This window comes from Thermoactinomyces vulgaris (genome assembly GCF_003688725.1).
Taxonomy (GTDB): domain Bacteria; phylum Bacillota; class Bacilli; order Thermoactinomycetales; family Thermoactinomycetaceae; genus Thermoactinomyces; species Thermoactinomyces vulgaris.
The window spans coordinates 21,247-41,300 of sequence record NZ_REFP01000011.1; the positions used below are offsets into that span (position 1 = coordinate 21,247).

General features: G+C 48.5%; 9 protein-coding genes. 7 read left to right on the plus strand and 2 right to left on the minus strand.

Translation table 11 applies throughout. The features are described from left to right. The first annotated feature begins 29 nt into the window (after nt 1–29). From ATH33_RS10620 to ATH33_RS10640, 5 genes are all read left to right on the plus strand, one after another. Nucleotides 30–1,064: an aspartate-semialdehyde dehydrogenase gene (locus ATH33_RS10620; protein WP_037996505.1), complete on the plus strand. Its 1,035-nt coding sequence runs from the start codon at nt 30–32 to the stop codon at nt 1,062–1,064. Nucleotides 1,065–1,085: 21 nt separating this feature from the next. Beyond that, nucleotides 1,086–2,315, plus strand: a complete 1,230-nt coding sequence (gene dapG, locus ATH33_RS10625; protein ID WP_037996446.1) for an aspartate kinase — start codon at nt 1,086–1,088, stop codon at nt 2,313–2,315. 15 nt (nt 2,316–2,330) lie between these two features. Continuing rightward, nucleotides 2,331–3,200 (plus strand): 4-hydroxy-tetrahydrodipicolinate synthase, encoded by an 870-nt coding sequence (dapA, locus tag ATH33_RS10630; protein WP_049720212.1) that lies wholly within the window; start codon nt 2,331–2,333, stop codon nt 3,198–3,200. Between the two features lie 166 nt (nt 3,201–3,366). Then, nucleotides 3,367–5,040 (plus strand): ribonuclease J, encoded by a 1,674-nt coding sequence (locus ATH33_RS10635; protein WP_037996450.1) that lies wholly within the window; start codon nt 3,367–3,369, stop codon nt 5,038–5,040. Nucleotides 5,041–5,195: 155 nt separating this feature from the next. Further along, nucleotides 5,196–5,753, plus strand: a complete 558-nt coding sequence (locus ATH33_RS10640; RefSeq protein WP_037996506.1) for an AAA family ATPase — start codon at nt 5,196–5,198, stop codon at nt 5,751–5,753. Between the two features lie 109 nt (nt 5,754–5,862). Here ATH33_RS10640 and ATH33_RS10645 read toward each other — a convergent pair whose 3' ends face one another. Then, entirely contained in the window at nt 5,863–7,110 is a 1,248-nt protein-coding gene (locus ATH33_RS10645; protein ID WP_052186787.1) for a GH25 family lysozyme, read from the minus strand. 311 nt (nt 7,111–7,421) lie between these two features. Here ATH33_RS10645 and ATH33_RS10650 point away from each other — a divergent pair, with 311 nt between their 5' ends. Next, on the plus strand, nt 7,422–7,649 hold the full coding sequence (locus ATH33_RS10650) for a hypothetical protein (protein ID WP_037996451.1): 228 nt from the start codon (nt 7,422–7,424) through the stop codon (nt 7,647–7,649). Between the two features lie 83 nt (nt 7,650–7,732). Here the strand turns inward: ATH33_RS10650 and sugE are convergent, their stop codons facing one another. Continuing rightward, nucleotides 7,733–8,056 carry a quaternary ammonium compound efflux SMR transporter SugE gene (sugE, locus tag ATH33_RS10655; RefSeq protein WP_037996453.1) on the minus strand — a complete coding sequence of 108 codons (324 nt, stop codon included), beginning with the start codon at nt 8,054–8,056 and terminating at the stop codon, nt 7,733–7,735. Between the two features lie 380 nt (nt 8,057–8,436). Between sugE and ATH33_RS10660 the strand changes: the two genes are divergently transcribed. Next, nucleotides 8,437–20,025 (plus strand): non-ribosomal peptide synthetase, encoded by an 11,589-nt coding sequence (locus tag ATH33_RS10660; RefSeq protein WP_282957133.1) that lies wholly within the window; start codon nt 8,437–8,439, stop codon nt 20,023–20,025. The last annotated feature ends 29 nt before the right edge of the window (nt 20,026–20,054 follow it).

Sequence of the window (20,054 nt, forward strand, 5' to 3'; positions counted from 1 at the left end):
GGGGCTCACTTCATATGGGAGGGGACTTCATGAGTGCAAAGAAATATCATGTCGCAGTGGTAGGAGCAACCGGAGCTGTCGGGCAAGAAATATTGAACACCCTCGATGCAAGAAATTTTCCTGTCGAAGAATTGCGCTTGCTTTCTTCCAAACGTTCCGCAGGCAAAAAAATCACATTCCGCGGTCGGGAAATCACGGTTCAGGAAGCAGTGCCGGAAGCATTTGAAGGCGTCGATTTCGCTTTATTCAGCGCCGGCGGCAGTGTGAGCAAGGCATTGGCAAAAGAAGCGGTGAAACGCGGGGCGGTTGTTGTGGATAATACCAACGCCTTTCGAATGGATCCGGAAGTCCCGTTGGTGGTTCCGGAAGTGAATCCGGAAGCGTTGGATCAGCATAAAGGAATTATTGCTAATCCCAACTGTTCCACCATTCAAATGGTTGTTGCATTAAAACCGTTGGCGGATCGGTACGGAATCGAAAGAATCATTGTCTCGACATACCAAGCCGTCTCCGGTGCGGGATGGAAAGCGATCAACGAATTGGAAGAACAGACGAAAGCCGCGATGGCCGGTGAAGAAGTCCAAAAAAATGTTCTTCCCGTGGGCAAACTTGACAAACATTATCAGCAAGCGTTCAATGTGATTCCGCAAGTGGATGTGGCGGAAGAAAACGGATTTACACTTGAAGAAATGAAAATGGTGCGCGAAACGAAAAAAATCTTCGCGGATGATTCCATCGGCGTGACCGCCACTTGTGTACGGGTCCCGGTTGTACGGGGGCACAGTGAATCGGTTTATGTGGAATTAAAATCGGATTATGATCTTGATGAAGTCCGAACCCTCTTAAATGATGCACCGGGTGTGGTGGTGCAGGATGCGATTGAGGAGCAGATTTATCCCATGCCGTTGGATGCATCCGGCCGGACGGAAGTGTTTGTCGGACGTCTCCGTCGCGATTTGACCCATCCGCGCGCGCTCAATATGTGGGTGGTTTCGGATAATCTTTTGAAAGGAGCCGCAACCAACACGGTTCAAATTGCAGAAACTTTGATTGAAAGAGAATGATCATAAAGAGAAGGGATAGGCATGAGCATTATTGTACAGAAGTTCGGAGGAACCTCCGTGGCAACCGCTGAACGGCGTCAACGTGTCCTTCGTCATATTTCCAACGAGCTGGAGAAAGGAAACAAACTGGTTGTCGTTGTTTCAGCGATGGGAAGAAAAGGGGAACCATACGCAACCGATACATTGCTCGGTTTGATTGATCAATATGATCAGCAGATCCTTCCCCGTGAAAAAGATTTGTTGTTAAGCTGTGGAGAGATCATCTCTGCAGCTACCCTGTCCAGCATGCTGACCCAGGCAGGGATCCGGAGCTGTGTATTGACCGGTGGACAAGCGGGGATCATTACGAACGATCAGCATACCAATGCCCAGATTATCACCGTCAATCCCAAACGCATTTTGCATGAACTGGAAAACAACCGGGTCGTTGTCGTGGCCGGTTTCCAAGGGCAAACAACCGATGGGGAAATCACCACATTGGGACGCGGCGGCAGCGATACCACCGCAACGGCGTTGGGAGCGGCTCTTGATGCCGAATATGTAGATATTTTTACAGATGTAGAAGGGATTATGACGGCTGATCCAAGAATTGTCGAGGATGCCGCCCAATTGGAGCAGGTCACCTATGTTGAAATGTGCAATCTCGCTTTTCAAGGAGCCAAGGTGATTCATCCCCGGGCCGTGGAGATTGCCATGCAAAACAGCACCCCGATTCGGATCCGTTCGACCATGTCAGATCATCCGGGAACGTTGGTGACACACCGGAGCGAAATTGACCGGTTGGTTCGGGAAGTGCGGGAAAACACCATCATCGGGGTGACCCAGATGCCCAATGTGACTCAGGTGAAAATCCGGCTGAGACAAGGGCAATACCATACACAGTTGAAAGTTTTCAAAGCGATGGCGGATCATGGGATCAGTGTCGATTTTATCAGCGTCAACCCGAGCGAAATTGCCTATACGGTTTATGATGATCTGGCGGATCAGGCGGAACAAATATTATATGATCTGGGACTGGAACCGGAATTATCCAGAGGTTGCAGCAAGGTATCCGTTGTCGGTGCAGGCATCGCCGGCGTTCCGGGCGTGATGGCCAAAATTTCGGAAGCACTGACGGAAGAGGATATTCAAGTGTTGCAATCAGCGGATTCCCATACGACCATTTGGGTGCTGGTCCATGGAAAAGACATGGAGAAAGCTGTGCGTGCTTTGCATAAAAAATTTCATCTGAATAAACTCTACTGTTCATAAAGGAGGGAAGTGAGGATGTTGTTTGGCCGATTAATCACGGCGCTGTTTACGCCGTTTACCGAAAAAAACGAGATTGATTGGCCCTGTTTGGAAGCCAATATCGAGCGTTTGATCGAGGACGGGAATGATTCAATTGTTGTTTCCGGAACGACCGGAGAGTCTCCCACCCTGACCCTCTCCGAAAAGCTGGAATTATATCGTTTTGCCAAAGAAAAAGCAAACGGCCGGATCAAAGTGATCGCAGGGACCGGAAGCAATAACACCCTGCAAAGCCTGGAATTGACCAAGAAAGCGGAGGAAATCGGCGTCGACGGGGTGATGCTGGTCGCCCCCTATTACAACAAACCGTCGCAGGAAGGGTTGTATCAGCATTTCAAAACGATTGCCGAATCGACTTCACTGCCGGTGATGCTGTACAATGTCCCCGGACGCACCAGTGTCAATATGACGGCTGAAACCATGGCCCGGCTCGCTCAATTGGATAATGTGGTCGCTATCAAAGAGGCAAGCGGGGATCTCAATCAAATCGGGCGGCTGATTTCGGCGGTTCCCGGCGATGTGGCGGTATACAGCGGAGATGACGGGCTCACTTTGCCGATTTTGTCAATTGGCGGAGCCGGGGTTGTCAGTGTGGCCAGCCACCTGGTCAGCCGGGAAATGAAAGAAATGATGGAAGCTTTCTTCTCGGGGGATGTGAAGAAAGCGCAAAGCTTGCACATTCGTCTGCTTCCTGTCTTCCACGGCGTGTTTTTGACGACGAGCCCGGCACCATTGAAATATGCGATGTCGCAAAAAGGCTGGTCGAAACCTTACGTGCGCCTTCCGATTGTGGAATTGTCGGAAGAAGAAAAAAGGAAAACGGATGAATGGTTGAAAGAACTGTGACGGGAACGGACCTGCCTGTGAAAAAACAGGCAGGTTTTTTGTTTGTCATTGACTTTTTTCAACAAAAGATCCGGTTGCATATCCATTTTTTCATCGTATATAATAAGGGACAAGTGGTAATTGTGCGGTTTCAGTTAAAGACAACAGAATATAGGAGGTAAACAGTTTGACAAAAAACCAGCGAGGCAAATTATCCATTTTTGCACTCGGTGGGTTGGATGAAATCGGAAAAAACATGTATGTGGTGCAGTATGAGAACGACATTGTTGTGATTGATGCGGGCTTGATGTTCCCGGAAGAGGAAATGCTGGGAATCGATATCGTGATACCTGACATCACATACTTGGTTGAGAATAAGGATAAAGTACGCGGGATTCTTTTGACGCATGGTCATGAGGACCATATCGGCGGGTTGCCGTATATTTTGCGTCAGCTCAATGTTCCCGTCTACGCCACGAAATTGACGATGGGACTGGTTGAGCATAAATTGCGCGAGGCTCATCTGTTAAATGACACGAGACGGTACATCATCAACGGTAAATCGGAAATCAAACTGGGTTCTACACTGAAAGCGACCTTTTTTTATACAAATCACAGTATTCCTGATTCCGTCGGTATTTGCATTCATACACCGGAAGGAGCCGTTGTTCACACGGGAGATTTTAAATTTGACATGACCCCGGTGAATGGACACGCTGCGGATATCCATAAAATGGCTGAGATTGGAAGAAAAGGGGTATTGTGTTTATTATCTGACAGCACCAATGCGGAGCGCAGCGGATTTACCGGATCGGAAAGTTCGGTCGGTGAAGGGATTAACGAAGTTTTCCGTAAAGCAAAGCAACGGGTGATTGTAGCTACTTTTGCGTCCAATATTCACCGCATCCAGCAAGTGGTGAACGCATGCCATATGTACGGTCGAAAGCTGGCTGTGGTGGGACGCAGCATGGTCAATGTGGTCAATATTGCATCGGAGTTGGGGTATTTGCATGTGCCCTCTGATTTGATCATTGACCCGGATGAGATCAATCGTTTGCCTGCCAATCGGGTGGCGGTGATTTCCACAGGAAGTCAGGGGGAATCGATGTCAGCGCTGACACGCATGGCGAACGCATCTCATCGCAAAGTGGAAATTTTACCCGGTGATACCGTGATCATTGCCGCCACACCCATTCCGGGCAACGAAAAATTGATCGGCCGCACCGTCGATCAATTATTCCGGATTGGGGCGGATGTTGTGTATAGCACGACTTCGCATGTACACGTCTCGGGGCATGGGTCTCAGGAAGACCTGAAGCTCATGCTGAATTTAATGAAACCCAAATACTTTATTCCGATTCATGGTGAGTATCGTATGTTGCGTGCTCACGCCCAACTTGCCGAATCTGTAGGAGTAAGCCCGGAAAACATTTTTATCTGTGACAACGGAGATATGGTTGAAATTTCAGGTGGTCGTGCCCGATACGGGCCCAAGGTTCAGACCGGGAAAGTATTGGTTGACGGTTTGGGCGTTGGTGATGTTGGCAATATTGTATTAAGAGACCGCAAATTACTATCTCAGGACGGAATTTTGGTCGTGGTGCTGACCTTAAGCAAAGAAAACGGCACCATCGTATCAGGGCCGGATATCATTTCGCGAGGCTTTGTTTATGTTCGGGAATCCGAACAGTTATTGGATGAAGCGAACCGGATTGTGGCATTGACCATGGAAAAATGCATGAGAGAACATGTCAGCGAATGGGCTTCGCTCAAAACGAGCATCCGGGATGCATTAAGCAAATTTCTGTTTGAGCGGACCCGTCGTCGTCCGATGATTTTGCCAATTATCATGGAAGTTTAACCGGAGCTAAACCGCACAGAAAACCGCAGCTTTTGAATTTTCAAGGCTGCGGTTTTTTTATCATGTGAAAGAGAAACCGTCTGGTCGAAGTTCATTTATTGTGGATGGGGCGGCGAGCCTTTTTGAAAAATAAACGGGTTGAAAGAAGGGGACGAATGAAATTTGTTTTGATATTCGGGCCGCAGGCCGTCGGCAAAATGACAGTCGGTCAAGAGCTGGAAAAAATCACAAAACTGAAGCTTTTTCATAATCATATGACACTGGAGTTGCTTTATCCGTTTTTTGGCTTTGGTCCTGAAACATGGAGATTATCGGACCGGTTTCGCCAAGAGATCTTTGAAGCGGCGTTGGAAAGTGATTTATACGGAATCATTTTCACGTATGTCTGGGCGTTTGATCAACAAAGAGACTGGGATTATGTTGATCACATTTGTTCCATTTTCGAATCCAAGGGCGGGATTGTTTATTTTGTGGAACTGGAAGCGGATCTTGAAGTAAGGCTTGAACGGAAGAAAACGCCCCACAGACTTGAACAGAAACCGTCGAAAAAAAATATAACCCAATCGGAACTTGATTTAAAACAGACTGCTGAAAAACATCGTCTGAACTCTCTGAAAGGAGAGATCAGAAAGAAAAACTACATTAGAATAAACAATCCAAATTTGGAAGCTGAAAAAGTCGCCAAAATGATTAAAGACAAGTTTCGGTTATGAGCATGATGCAGCTTTCTTTTCAAAGTATATTTTTATCGGGAGATGATCCCAAAAAGCATCCCGGTTTTCTTATGCAAAAACCGGGATGCTGAAGCCGGTTATTAGCCTATTATTCTTTGATATGGATAAAATTGTCAATCCGGTCGACCGGAACTTGGCGTGTTCCGTAGCCGTGACGGATGTCCCAGTTATACTCTTCGACCGTTACCGTTTTCTGGTCGCTGCTCACTTCGGCGACAAAGGCCACATGGTTGAGGTTTCCTTTGTTCCATTGGGCAACGGCTCCGACTTTTGGAGTACGGGTCACTTTGTAACCGATCTGTCTTGCGTTTTCATCCCAATGCCTGCCGTCTCCCCAATGTCCTTTTTTCCCGTTGGGACCGGTCATGTCATTGGTGAACGGAATCCCGAGATTGTTATTGATGCGCCAAGCGACAAAGGAGACGCATTCCCTGTAATAAAAACCCCATGGGTCCACATCGCCGGGATTGTTGTTCTTAAAAGGGTAATCATCGATCATTTCGTGCTTGGGTTCCGGTTCCGTGTCGGGATCGGGTTCCGGTTCCGGGGAAGGTGCGGGTTCTTTGTCTGAATTTCCTTTTTTGAATTGGAAGCTGATATTGACAGATCCTGAACCGGAGGCGATCAGTTCAACGTGCCAGTCTTTGTCGTCTTCCGGGGATTGTGGCGGGTTGGGCGGTTCTTCCGGCGGGGGGTTGTCCGATCCTTTTTTGCTTTTCAGTGCTTTGAGCGATTTGGCTCTATCCATATCCACGTCCCCCATGATTCCCGAAACACTCCCTTTGTCCGTATACTGCCAGCAGGTGATTTCTTCCCAGCCGCCTGTTGAGGGCAACTTTGGATTGTCCACTCTCCAATGCGCCAACCATAACGGCATGTCCTTCAAACGGTTGTTAAAGCCGTTAAACCGGTTGATATAATCGGGGAAAGTATATAACAGAACTTGTTCGCCCGTTTCTTTTTTGACATGCTCAGCGAAGGCAAGCACCCAATCGGCGATTTCGTCCGCTGTCATATCGGTGTTTTTTTCTTCCAGGTCGAGAACAGGCATGAGATCCAGTTGGTGTTGTTTCAGTTTATCAACAAAGTTCTGCGCTTCTTTCTCTGCTTTTCCTCTTAACAACTTGGCGTAATGATAAGCACCCGCTTGGATTCCTGCGGCCTGCGCCCCTTTTACATTATTGGAGAATTGTGAATCGGTGAATGTTTCTCCCTCGGAGGCTTTGATGAAAGCGAATTGAATGTTTTGAGGATCTTCTTTGACTTTCTGCCAATCAATGACCGATTGATGATGGGAAACATCAATCCCGGTGACACTGCCAAATTGATCAGACATGCCATCCACCCCTTAAAGATGATGATCAAAGTCCCCCGGGTTCCGGTTGAAAAACGGTTTTGGATGTGGCGGTTGAACCCCCCTTTTTTTCATATTCCACATTTAATTATACCAAAAATAGAGAAAATTCTATATATTTTTATATTCGTTCGGCGCCGGAATATGGGGAATTTTGTTTGGAAGTGCCGGCCGATGCGATCTTTAATCATTAAAAATTGGTGAACTTATTCAAACGGATTATGTAAAAGGGATGAGATTTGATATAATATCCATCAATTCTTGTGATTGATGTTCGATTGGGAGGGTAAAAATTGCTGCAAGAACCAGATTTGATGAACTCACTCGTCATACCAGTGGCTGTTGAATTGTTGATTTTCATTATCAAGGCATTGGTGGTGACACTGTTTGCCGGTTTCTTTGTAAAACGATACCTGGCACCGCTGGTAAGAAAGGATCAAAAACCGGCTGAGCCGCGTGTTCCGGCCGGTGAAGACAAGGAAAGCAATGAAGAAGAAGTGTATGACAAAAAAGAAAGCTGATTAACGGAGTGAATAAAAAACCGTATCCTGTTCAAGGATAACGGTTTTTTTATTTTGCGCGGCTAAGAAAAAACGGCTTTTTGCTATGAACCGGCGGATGTCACTTTCAAGCCGACGATTCCGGTCAGAATCAGGAACAAAAAAAATAAACGCATCCAGTCATGGGGTTCATCAAACAAAAAGATCCCCATCACTGCCGTGCCCAAAGCGCCGATCCCTGTCCAGACCGCATAGGCGGTGCCGATGGGCAGAGCTTTGAGGGCGAGGGACAAAAAATAAAAACTGAAGATCATTCCCGCAATGGTGACAAGGGATGGAAACCACCGGGTGAATCCTTGAGTGTATTTAAGTCCGATGGCCCATACCACTTCAAAGATTCCGGCGATGATCAAATAAGCCCATGCCATGGAATCTCCTCCTCCCGTCAAAACGGAATGTCTGGATTCATACTCAATTAGTATAACAATTTTCAAATCAAAAGCAATCTCTTTCGATATCCGGAGTGCAATGAGAAATTTGTATGAATCAGGAAGGAGAATTCAAAGTGATGGAAAAGAATTAGTATGATATTTCATAATCCCCAAATGCTGTATATTTAAAAATATAAGTATACCATTTTTTAAAGGATACATACCTCGGTATTATAAGTGAAATACCTGCATCTTATCCTAAAAAAACATTTTTTATTAATATAATTTTATATTATATTTTGTAATTTCATGATTGTCTCATTGACAAGAGGTGGATGTTTGGATAAAATGAGTTTTGCCTTTTTAAAATAATTGAAATAGATTATAAGTTTTATATAAATTGGAGGTTAATCATGACAAAGGCAAATGTTAAGGAACGATGGAGTGAGCACAGGAAGTATTATGATGAATGGTTAAGCGGCTATGACGGGGGCGTGTTCATTCCCGCCAGGAAAACATGGGCCGGCAAAGAAAACATGGGGGACAAGACCGAAGCAACGGAGCATTATGAAATCAGACTGAGCCGGTCCGTCACGGAAAGTTTTTATGCGTTATCCAGAAGGTATCAAGGGGCTTTGTCTTCGTTGCTTCAAGGGGTATGGGGCAGTTTGTTGTTGAGATACAGCGGAGAGAAAGAAGTTTTGTTTGCATTTGCCGACCATTCCGGAAAGAAGGTTTCTGCTTGCGATCCGGAAATCCGATTGCTCCGTGTCAAAGATGATTTTCAAACCTTTCACCAGCTCTTTCAACATTTATCTGAAACGAATGTCCATTCTGATTTTTATTTATTTCCGCTTTCCAAGTTTCATGAAGCGACGGGGATGGAAGAAAAAGCCTTGGACCATCTGGTGGTGGTCGCTGACCGTTCCTATTCCAAGCACGATTTTGAATACCAAAAATGGATCAAAAAATATAAAAGCCACGTTTATGAAATCAAAAAGCATTCGCCCTGGCTTGGATTGATTGTCACCTTTATTCCTGCCAAATACCTGACCATCCGGATATCATATGATCCGAACCGGTATGATGGCGGGTTGGTCCAAGCGACCGGTCATCATCTGAAACAAATCATTGAAAGTGTCACCAGCCAGCCCCGTTTGGAAATTTCCAAGCTGCAAATTGTAACGGCACAAGAAAAGAAATTGTTGAAAAAGTTTAATGAAACAACCCGGGCGTTTCCGGACGGCCAAACGGTACACTGGCTGATTGAGCAGAGGGTCATGAAGTCGCCGAACCGGACCGCCGTTGAATTCAAAGGGGTCAGCCTGACTTATCAGGAGTTGAACAGGCGTGCGGATCTGTTGGCGATGGCATTAAGGGATCACGGGATTGAAAAAGGGGATATTGTGGCCATCATGGTCCCGCCTTCTTTGGAAATGATCGTGGGGGTTTTGGGGATTTTGAAAACCGGAGCCGCTTATTTGCCGGTGGACCCCAATTATCCCCCGGAGCGGGTTTCGTATATGTTAAGCGACAGCCATGCCAAAATGTTACTGTCTTTGAAAACGGCGTCCGGCGATTTGGCGGCGGATGTCCCGGTATTTGATTTGGCGGGAATGGATTGGAGTGTAACCAGGGAAGTGCGCCCCTTGCCATCGACGGTCCGGCCCGATGATTTGGCTTATGTGATTTATACATCGGGTTCCACTGGAAAACCCAAAGGTGTGATGATCGAACATTCTTCCTTGGTTAACTTGGTTTATTGGCATAATCAACAATTTCACATCACCGAAAAAGACCGGTGCACCAAATATGCCGGTTTTGGATTTGATGCTTCCGTGTGGGAGATTTTCCCGCCGTTGGTGGCCGGGGCGACGTTATATGTCATTGAAGAGGAATTGCGTTACGACATCCGGCAGCTCAATGATTTTATGCAGGAAAAAGGCGTAACGGTAAGTTTTCTGCCGACGCAGGTGGCAGAGCAATTTATGGAGCTCAAAAACCATTGCTTAAAAACCCTGCTGGTCGGTGGAGACCGGCTGCAAAAAGTGGTTCCGCAAACGTATCAAATCGTGAATAACTACGGGCCGACGGAAAACACCGTTGTCACCACCAGCGGGACCGTCCGTCACGGCGAACCGGTCATGATTGGAAAACCCATTGCCAATCACCGTGTTTATGTCTTGGATCAAAATCACGAGTTGCAACCGATTGGCGTCCCCGGGGAGTTATGCATCAGCGGGGCCGGTTTGGCACGCGGTTATTTGAACCGGGACGACCTGACATGGGAAAAGTTTGTCCCCAATCCCCATGAACCTGGTGAAATCATGTACAAAACCGGCGATTTGGTCCGTTGGCTTCCGGACGGGAGGCTCGAGTTTTTGGGGCGGTTGGATGATCAGGTGAAGATCCGTGGATTCAGGATTGAGCTGGGGGAAATCACACAACGCCTCATGGAATATCCTTTGATTCAAGATGCATTGGTCTTGGTGCAAAAGGATGAATACGGCGAAAATCGGCTGGTCGGCTATTTCACGGCGCGGGAAGGATGGGAGGAAGAAGACATCCGCAAACACTTGGCGCAGGAATTGCCCGACTTCATGATTCCATCCCATCTGATTCATTTGGAAGCTTTTCCGCTGACTCCCAACGGAAAAGTGGATAAAACAGCCTTGCCGTTGCCGGAAGCGGAGGTCGCCGCCACCCGGGAGATGGTGAAAACCACCGATGAGACTGAACAAACGTTGATCCGGCTTTGGAGAGAGATTTTGCACGTGGAGCCCGGAACCGGGGACCATTTCTTCCATTTGGGAGGGGATTCCCTCAAGTTAATGCGCCTGGTGTCAAGAATCCGGGAAGAGTTTCAGATTCAGCTTTCGATTCAGGCTTTGTTTGAAAATCCGGTTTTACGGGAAATGGCCGTTCAAATCCGGAAAGCGGAAGGGAGAATCCCGGATGAATGGGAGGGGGCAGAGGAAAAAGAGTATTATCCGGTGTCTTCCGTCCAAAAACGCTTGTATGCAGTGGAACAGATGGAAAACATCGGCACCACTTACCACACACCGGTGCTGTTGGAATGGAAGGGAAATGTTGACACAAAGCGGTTAAAATCGGCGGTGGAACAATTGGTTCAGCGGCATGAGGCGTTGCGGACTTCTTTTCACTGGGTGGATGAAGAACTGGTGCAGAAAGTTCATGCCGAAGCAGAGATAACGTGGGAGATGTTCCACGCGGATTCGGAGGAAGAAGTCAAACGGATTGCCGCAGATTTTATCAGGCCGTTCGACTTGGGACAAGCTCCTTTGCTTCGTGCTGCCCTGATTCATGCCAAAGAGAGCTGTTACCTGTTGTTGGATATGCACCACATCGTTTCGGACGGAATCTCGGTGGAAGAAATCTTGTACCGTGAACTGGGTGCGCTGTATCAAGGACAGGAGCTTCCGCCGCTTTCCAAACAATACAAGGATTATGCCTTGTGGCAACAACAATGGCTAGGTTCGGAAGAGTGCCTTCGCCGCAAAGAGTATTGGCTCAAGCAGCTGGAAGGAGAGATTCCGGTCCTTGAATTGCCGGCCGATTATCCGAGGCCCCCGGTTCAGGAGTTTGCCGGAGATAAAGTTTCTTTTGAAGTGAAACCGGCATTGGTGGAACGCCTGAAGCAAATCGGGCAAAGAGAAAATGCCACCTTGTTTATGATGCTGTTTTCGGCATACAAGGTGTTGATTTCCAAACTGTCAGGACAAGAAGACATCATTGTCGGAATCCCGGTGGCCGGACGTGCAAAATCCTGGATGGAACCGGTTTTCGGAATGTTTGTCAATACCTTGCCGCTTCGTTCACAGCCCAAAAAGGAACTTTCTTTTGCCGGTTACATGCAACAAGTCAGAACCCGGGTGCTGGGAGCTTATGAAAACGGCGATTATCCGTTGGAAGAAATCATCGGGGCGTTGCAATTGGAGCGGGACCGGAGCCGCAATCCGCTCTTTGACACCGCGTTTGTTTTGCAAAACATGGAGGAAGCCGCCGTCCGGATTCCCGGAGCGGACGTGAAAAGTGTGCCGTTGCCCTGGAAACAATCGATGTTTGACATGACATGGGAAGCAAAGGAAGAAGCTGACACCGTCCGCTTTCATGTGGAGTATTGCACGCGTCTTTTTGAACGGAAAACGATTCAACGATATATCCGATCCTTTTTATACATTTTGGAACAAATCGCCAAGGATCCGGGGCAGTGCCTAGCAGACGTGGAATTGCTCCCGCCGGAAGACCGCCATCAGCTTGTCACCGAATTTAATCGGACGGATGCTCCTTATCCCGGAACGAAGACCATTCAGCAGTTGTTTGAGGAGCAAGTGCTGAAAACGCCGGATCGGCCGGCGGTCAAAATGGGCGATCAAGTCCTGACTTATCAAGCGTTGAATGCAGAAGCCAACCGGATGGCCCGTTGGTTGCGGAAACAAGGGGTCACCAGGGGAAGTGTCGTCGGTTTGATGGTGAACCGTTCCCCCTTGATGATGGTCAGCCTGTTGGCGATTGTAAAGGCGGGAGGAACTTATTTGCCGATTGATCCCGAATATCCGGATGAGCGGATCCGGTTTATGCTGGAAGACAGTCAGGCATCCATGTTGTTGGTGGAACCCGGGATTTCCGCTCCCGTTTCTTATCAAGGGACGGTGGCCGGATTGTCTCCGGACGTTTGGAAAGATGAGGATCCCGGAAATTTGCCGAATATCAACGCCCCGGAAGACGTCCTGTATATCATCTACACTTCCGGTTCCACGGGTACGCCCAAAGGCATCGAAACCATGCACTATAACGTGATCCGGACCATGTTTAATAACGGATATATCGAAATGGATCCTTCGGATCGCGTGTTGCAATTGTCCAATTATGCTTTCGACGGATCGACTTTTGACATTTACATTTCGTTGTTGCACGGAGCGCAACTCACCTTGGTCTCCACAGAAGCTTTATTGGATTTGAATCAATTATCCCGGCTGATCCGGGAAGAACAAATCACGGTCACTTTTATCACGACGGCGTTGTTTAACACCCTGGTTGACTTGGATTTGGAATGTTTGCGAAACGTCCGGAAAATTTTGTTTGGCGGGGAAAAAGTCTCCTTTTCCCATGTGAAAAGAGCGGTGGAGTTTTTGGGTGAGGACCGCGTTGTTCATGTGTACGGGCCGACAGAAACCACCGTGTTCGCTACCTATTGTCCGGTTGGGTTCAAGCATATCGAGCGGGGAATTATTCCGATCGGGAAACCTCTCCATAACACCCGGCTTTATGTGCTGAATTCCGAGAACCAATTGCAGCCGGTCGGGGTGCCCGGCGAACTGTGCATCAGCGGAGACGGGGTGGCCAAAGGATATTTGAACCGCCCCGAACTGACGGAAGAGCGGTTTGTACGGGAGCCTTTCGCACCGTACGGGCGCATGTACAAAACCGGCGATTTGGTGCGTTGGTTGCCGGATGGCACGATTGAGTATTTGGACCGTTTGGATGATCAGGTCAAAATCCGGGGACATCGCATTGAATTGGGCGAGATCCAACGGAAGTTGCTGGAGGAAGAAGCGGTCCGGGAAGCCTTTGTGATGATGGACCGGGATGAAAAAGGGCAATCTTACTTATGCGCTTATTGCGTGGCCGAAGGTGAAATCGATGTTTCCAAACTGCGGCAAAACTTGCAGAAAAAACTGCCGGATTACATGGTGCCCGGATATTTTGTCCAAATGGATTCGCTGCCGTTAAATGCCAATGGGAAAGTCGACAAACGCGCATTGCCAAAACCGGATTTGCGCAAGGCAGTTTCGGCCGGATATGTGGAGCCTTCAACGGAAACCGAAGCCTTGTTGGCCGAAGTGTGGAAGGAAGTTTTGGGGGCCGAACGGGTCGGAATCCATGACAATTTCTTTGAGCTGGGCGGTGATTCAATCAAGGCGATCCGGATTGCGGCCCGGTTGAACCAGCAGCAAATGAAACTGGAAACCAAGCAGTTGTTCCGTCATCCCACGATCGCGGAACTCGCTCCTTCTATCCGGCGCGGTGTCTCCCGGATGGAGGAAGAGGAAGTGGTTTCCGGCGACGTCCGGTTGACTCCGATTCAAAAATGGTTCTTCTCCCTTCAATCCGAGGAGCCGCACCACTTTAACCAAGCCATGATGCTCTTCTCCGGTGAAGGATGGAACCCGGCTTGGGTCGGTCAGGCATTCCAGGGGTTGGTCCGGCATCATGATGCGCTCCGGATGACGTATGATTTCACAAACGGTGAAATTAAACAGACGAATCAACCCTTGGAACATCAGGCGTTTACCTTGGATGTATTCGATTTGACCGGATCGGAACCGGCAAACATCGAAGCATATGCGAACAAGCTGCAGAAGGGGATCGATCTAAAAAACGGCCCGCTGGTCCGGTTGGGGGTTTTTCACACCCGTGAAGGGGATTACTTGCTGATGGTGATTCATCATTTGGTGGTGGACGGCGTCTCCTGGCGCATTCTGTTGGAAGATTTCCAAACGGCTTATGATCTGGCATCCAAACATGAGGAGATCCGGTTGCCCCAAAAAACCAGTTCCTTTAAAACTTGGGCAAAACAACTCTTTCAATTTGCAAACAGTAAAAAGATGTTGAAAGAAAAAAGTTATTGGAAGCGGGTTTGTTCACAAACCGTGCCGGCTTTGCCCAAAGATGAGGAATGGACCGGGGAAAAACTCCATCGGGACATGCGGGAGATCGAATTGGAGCTGGATGAAGAGCTCACCAGGAAACTGCTGACCCAAGCACATCAGGCTTATCACACGGAAATGAACGACCTGTTGTTGACCGGACTTGCGTTGGCTGTTCATGAATGGACGGGACAATCGAAAGTGGCGCTTCATCTGGAAGGACATGGCCGGGAAGAATTGTTTGACGGTGTGGATTTAAACCGGACAGTGGGTTGGTTTACCACCATGTATCCCGTTGTTTTCGAGCTGAATGAGACGGAGTTGTCCCGTGTGATTCCAAGCGTCAAGGAAACGTTGCGCCATGTTCCGGAAAAGGGAATCGGTTACGGAATCCTGCGTTATCTGACCTCTTTGGACCACAAACAAGACTTGTCCTTTGCGCTCGAACCGGAGATCAGCTTTAACTATCTCGGGCAGTTTGAAAAAGAAGGATTGGGATTTGGCTCCATATCCACTGGAGACTGGTTCAGCCCGCTGACGCCGGAACCGCATGTGCTTACGTTTAACAGTATGGTGGCAGACGGCAAATTCAAAGTCCGGGTGGGATACAATCACCGTTTCTTCCGCAGGGAAACCATTGAGACGGTGGGACGCCGCTTTTTGGAACATTTGACCCGGTGTGTCCGTCACTGTTTAAAGCAAGCTGAACCGGTTCGCACACCAAGTGATTTCAGCGCCAGGGATCTGTCGATTCGTGAACTGGAACAGATTTGTTCGGTGTTGGATCCGAAGAACATTCATGATATTTATCCGCTCTCTTCTTTGCAAAAAGGGATTTTGTTTCATGCGATCCAAACACGGATCCAATATTTTGAGCAGTTTTACATCGATTTGGACGGAGAAGTGGACTTTGCCGCTTTTGAAAAGAGCTTGGATGATTTGGTTCAAAAGCATGATGTGTTGCGAACGGTTTTCTTGTACCAAAAATTGAATCAACCGTTCCAGACCGTGTTGAAAGAGGTTGAAGTTCCGTTCCGGTTTGTGGATTTAAGCCATCAATCCAAAGAGGAACAAGAAGCTTTCTTAACCCGGTTTAAACGGGAGGACCGGAAAAAAGGGTTTGCCACCTTGCATGAGCCGTTGATCCGCTTTGCGTTGTTCAAATTGGGCGATCGACGTTACCACTTTGTGTGGAGTTTTCACCACATCTTGTTTGACGGCTGGTGCATCGGCCTGTTGTTGGAAGATTGGCTGGACATGTACCGGGCGCGGATGAAGCATGCCACGCTCAAAGTGGAAAAAATGGCTCCTTACCGGGATTATATCCGGTGGCTGGAAGAACAAGACCATGAAGAAGCCAAAGCGTTCTGGAGAGATTATTTGCACGGTTATGAACAGACAGCCAGCGTTTTGAGCAAAGGCATCGGGAGGAAGACCGATTTTGAACTGGAAAAGAAAGAGGTCAGTTTCCGCCTTCCCCGCCATTTGAGCGACCGGTTGTCGATGTTGGCGCAAAAATATCATGTGACACCGAGTACGTTCTTCCAGGCGATCTGGGGAGTGTTGTTGCAGAAATACAACAATACGGATGATGTTGTGTTCGGAACCGTGGTATCCGGAAGGCCGTCGGACCTGCCGCAAGTGGAAAAAATGGTCGGGCTGTTTATCAATACGGTCCCGGTGCGGATCCGCCGGCAGGAAAACGAACCGTTCTCCGAATTGTTGGTGCGGACCCAACGCGAAATTCTGGAGGCGGAAAAAGCCCATTATGCGTCGTTGGCGGAGATTCAGGCCAACACCCCATTGTTTAATCAGCTGTTCGATCACATTATGGCCTTTGAAAACTATCCGCTGGACATGGAGGCTTTAAAAAGCAAAGAGAAAGATCTCGGATTTTCCATCGCCGGTTTGGATGCGTTTGAACAGGACAGCTATGGGTTGGGATTGATCATTTACCCCGGGGACGAATGGTTGATCAAGCTGAAGTATGATACGGAAGTGTATACAGAGTCCGACATGCAGCATGTGATTTTGCATCTGCAAACCTTGATGGAACAAATCATGGAGAATCCGGAAACGCCTTTGGACCGGTTGGAAATTGTCTCGGAAAAAGAGAAACAGCAATTGCTTGTGGACTTTAACCGCACAAAGACGGACTATCCGAAACAAGCCGTGATTCAGCAGTTGTTCGAACAACAGGTGAATAAAACCCCCGATCACCCGGCGCTGGTTTACAAAGAAGAAGTCTGGACTTACAAAAAGTTGAATGAACAAGCCAACCAACTGGCGAGAAATCTCCGCAACAAAGGAATCGGCCGCGAACAGATTGTCGGGATCATGATGAACCGGTCGCCGGAGTTGATCGTCTCCATTTTGGCGGTATTAAAAGCCGGTGGCGCATATCTCCCCGTGGATCCGGATTATCCGGCCGGGCGAATTCAGTATATGTTGGAGGACAGCCAGGCCAAATTGTTGTTGGTGCAGCCGGGATTGCAAGTGCCGGCCGGTTACCGGGGGAATGTTTTGGTGATCAGCCCGTCACTGATGAGGGGAGACGCCTCCGATTTGCCGGTCATCAACCAGCCGGGCGATCTGGCTTACATGATCTATACCTCCGGCTCGACGGGAAAACCCAAAGGGGTGATGATTGAGCACCGCAACCTTTGCAATCTGGTGCAAATTGCCCAACCTTACGAGATCCGTGAGCACAGCCGTGTTTTACAGTTTGCATCCATCAGTTTTGATGCATCGGTTGCCGAAATCTTCCCCACCTTAACCGTCGGGGCGACCCTGTATCTGGAAGAAAAAATGGTGCTCTTGAATGACCTGGTGAAATATTTGAAAGAAAAAAGGATCAGCAATGTGACATTGCCGCCGTCGGTATTGCAGTCCGTCCCGCATGAAGAATTGCCGGATCTGGAAACGATCATCAGTGCAGGCGAAGCATGCAGCCCGGGGGTGGCTGGTAAATGGGGAGCCGGCCGCACATTTATCAATGCCTACGGGCCGACGGAAGCGACGGTATGCACGACCTACGCCAAGCTTGACGATTCTTCGGATAAAACACCGATTGGAAAGCCTTTTTTCAATCAGCAGGTGTACATTGTCAACAAAGACCATCAACTGCAGCCGGTCGGGGTTCCCGGTGAACTTTGCATCAGCGGGGAAGGGCTGGCCAGAGGTTACTGGAACCGTCCGGAGTTAACTGCGGAAAAGTTTGTGGAAAATCCGTTTGTCCCCGGGACGAAAATGTATAAGACGGGGGACATGGCAAGGTGGCTGGCGGATGGAAACATCGAGTATCTGGGCCGGTTTGATGAACAGGTGAAAATTCGCGGACACCGGGTGGAACTGGGCGAAATTACAGACCGGTTGCTGAAACACCCGAGTGTGGAGAAAGCCGCGGTGGTGGCGCAGACCAATGAAAACGGGACGTCGTATTTGTGTGCTTACTTCACGGCCAAGGATTCCTGGTCGGTTCCGGAATTGCGCCGGTATATGATGGAAGAGTTGCCTGAGTACATGGTTCCTGCGTTTTTTGTGGAACTGGAACAACTCCCGCTGACCCCCAATGGAAAAATTGACAAGAAAGCGTTGCCCAAACCGGACGGGATGGTTCAAACCGGTAAGAAACACACTTCACCCACCAATGAAGCGGAGAAAAAGCTGGTTCAAATCTGGAAAGAAGTGCTCGGTTTGGAAAGGATCGGGATTCATGATGACTTCTTTGAACTGGGCGGGGATTCGATCAAAGCCATTCAGATTGTATCCCGGTTGCATCAATGGGATTACAAACTGAAAATCAACGACCTGTTCGACCATCCCACCATTTATGAACTGGCACCGTATGTACAAACGGTCGAATCGGCGGATGATGAGGGGATCGTCGAGGGGGAAGTCCCGCTGACCCCGATCCAGCATTGGTTCTTCGAGCAGGAGTTTATGAATGCCCATCATTGGAATCAATCGATGATGCTTTATCATCCGGATGGCTGGCAAAAAGACCGGGTGCATCAAGCTTTCTCCAAGCTGGTGGAACATCATGACGCGCTGAGAATGCGCTTTGAGCAGGATGGCGAAAAATGGGTGCAGATCAACCGGGGTTTGGCAGAAGGGGAGTCTTTCAACCTTTATGAATTTGATTTGCGGCATGTCAACGATCCGGAATCGCACATTAAGTCCATGGCCAATGAATTGCAGCGGAACCATGATTTCAACCAGGGCAAATTGATCCAATTGGGATTGTTTAAAACCTGCCAAGGGGATCATTTGTTGATCATTCTTCACCATTTGCTGGTGGACGGTGTGTCGTGGCGTATTCTGCTGGAGGATTTTGCAACCGCCTATCAACAGGTTTCCGCAAACCAGGAGGTTGTTTTGCCCAAGAAAACCACATCTTTTAAAAAATGGAGCAAAAAGTTAACCGACTATGCCGATTCACCACAAGCCTTGTCCGAACTGAATTATTGGAAGCAGGTGGAAAATACGGATGTTCCGGCCCTGCCGAGGGATTTCACCCTGCCGACAGAGCGGCGCCTCATGGATCACGCCACCATCAAAGTGGAACTGACCGAAGAAGAAACGAAACAATTGCTTACCGAAGTGCACCATGCATACCATACCGAAATCAATGACCTGTTGTTGACCGCACTGGTCTTGGCTGTCCGCAAGTGGACGGGGCAGGAACGGGTGGCCGTCAATCTGGAAGGGCACGGCCGGGAAGAGATTGTGCAAGATGTGGATTTAAGCCGCACCATCGGTTGGTTTACGACGGCGTTTCCGGTTGTTTTTGATCTGGATACAGACCATGAAGGGGATGCCATCAAGCAGGTGAAAGAGCAATTGCGGAAGATTCCCAATAAAGGAATTGGTTACGGGATTTTGAAATACCTGACTTCCCCCGTAAAAAAAGAAGGGATGACCTGGAACCTGAAACCGGAGATCAGTTTCAACTATTTGGGGCAGTTCGATCAGGAAAATGAAGACCAAGGGTTCCAAATTTCCCCGATGCCGACGGGCGATGAGTTCAGTCCGTTGTCGACCAGCCCTTATCTGCTGAATATTTACGGTAAAGTGATGGATCAACGATTGGAGATGAACTTCCAGTATCATCAGCATGTTTACCGTTTCGAAACCGTGGCCCGTTTGGCGGAAGAGTTTGTTCGTCAGTTGCGCCGGCTCATCGGGCATTGCGTATCCAAAGAAGAAGAAGAATGGACCCCCAGTGACTTTAGTTCCAAAGATTTGACGTTTGAGGAGCTGGAGGATATTTCCGACTTGCTTTCCGATTTGTAAACGCCATGCCAAGAGTCCTTTGCACGAAG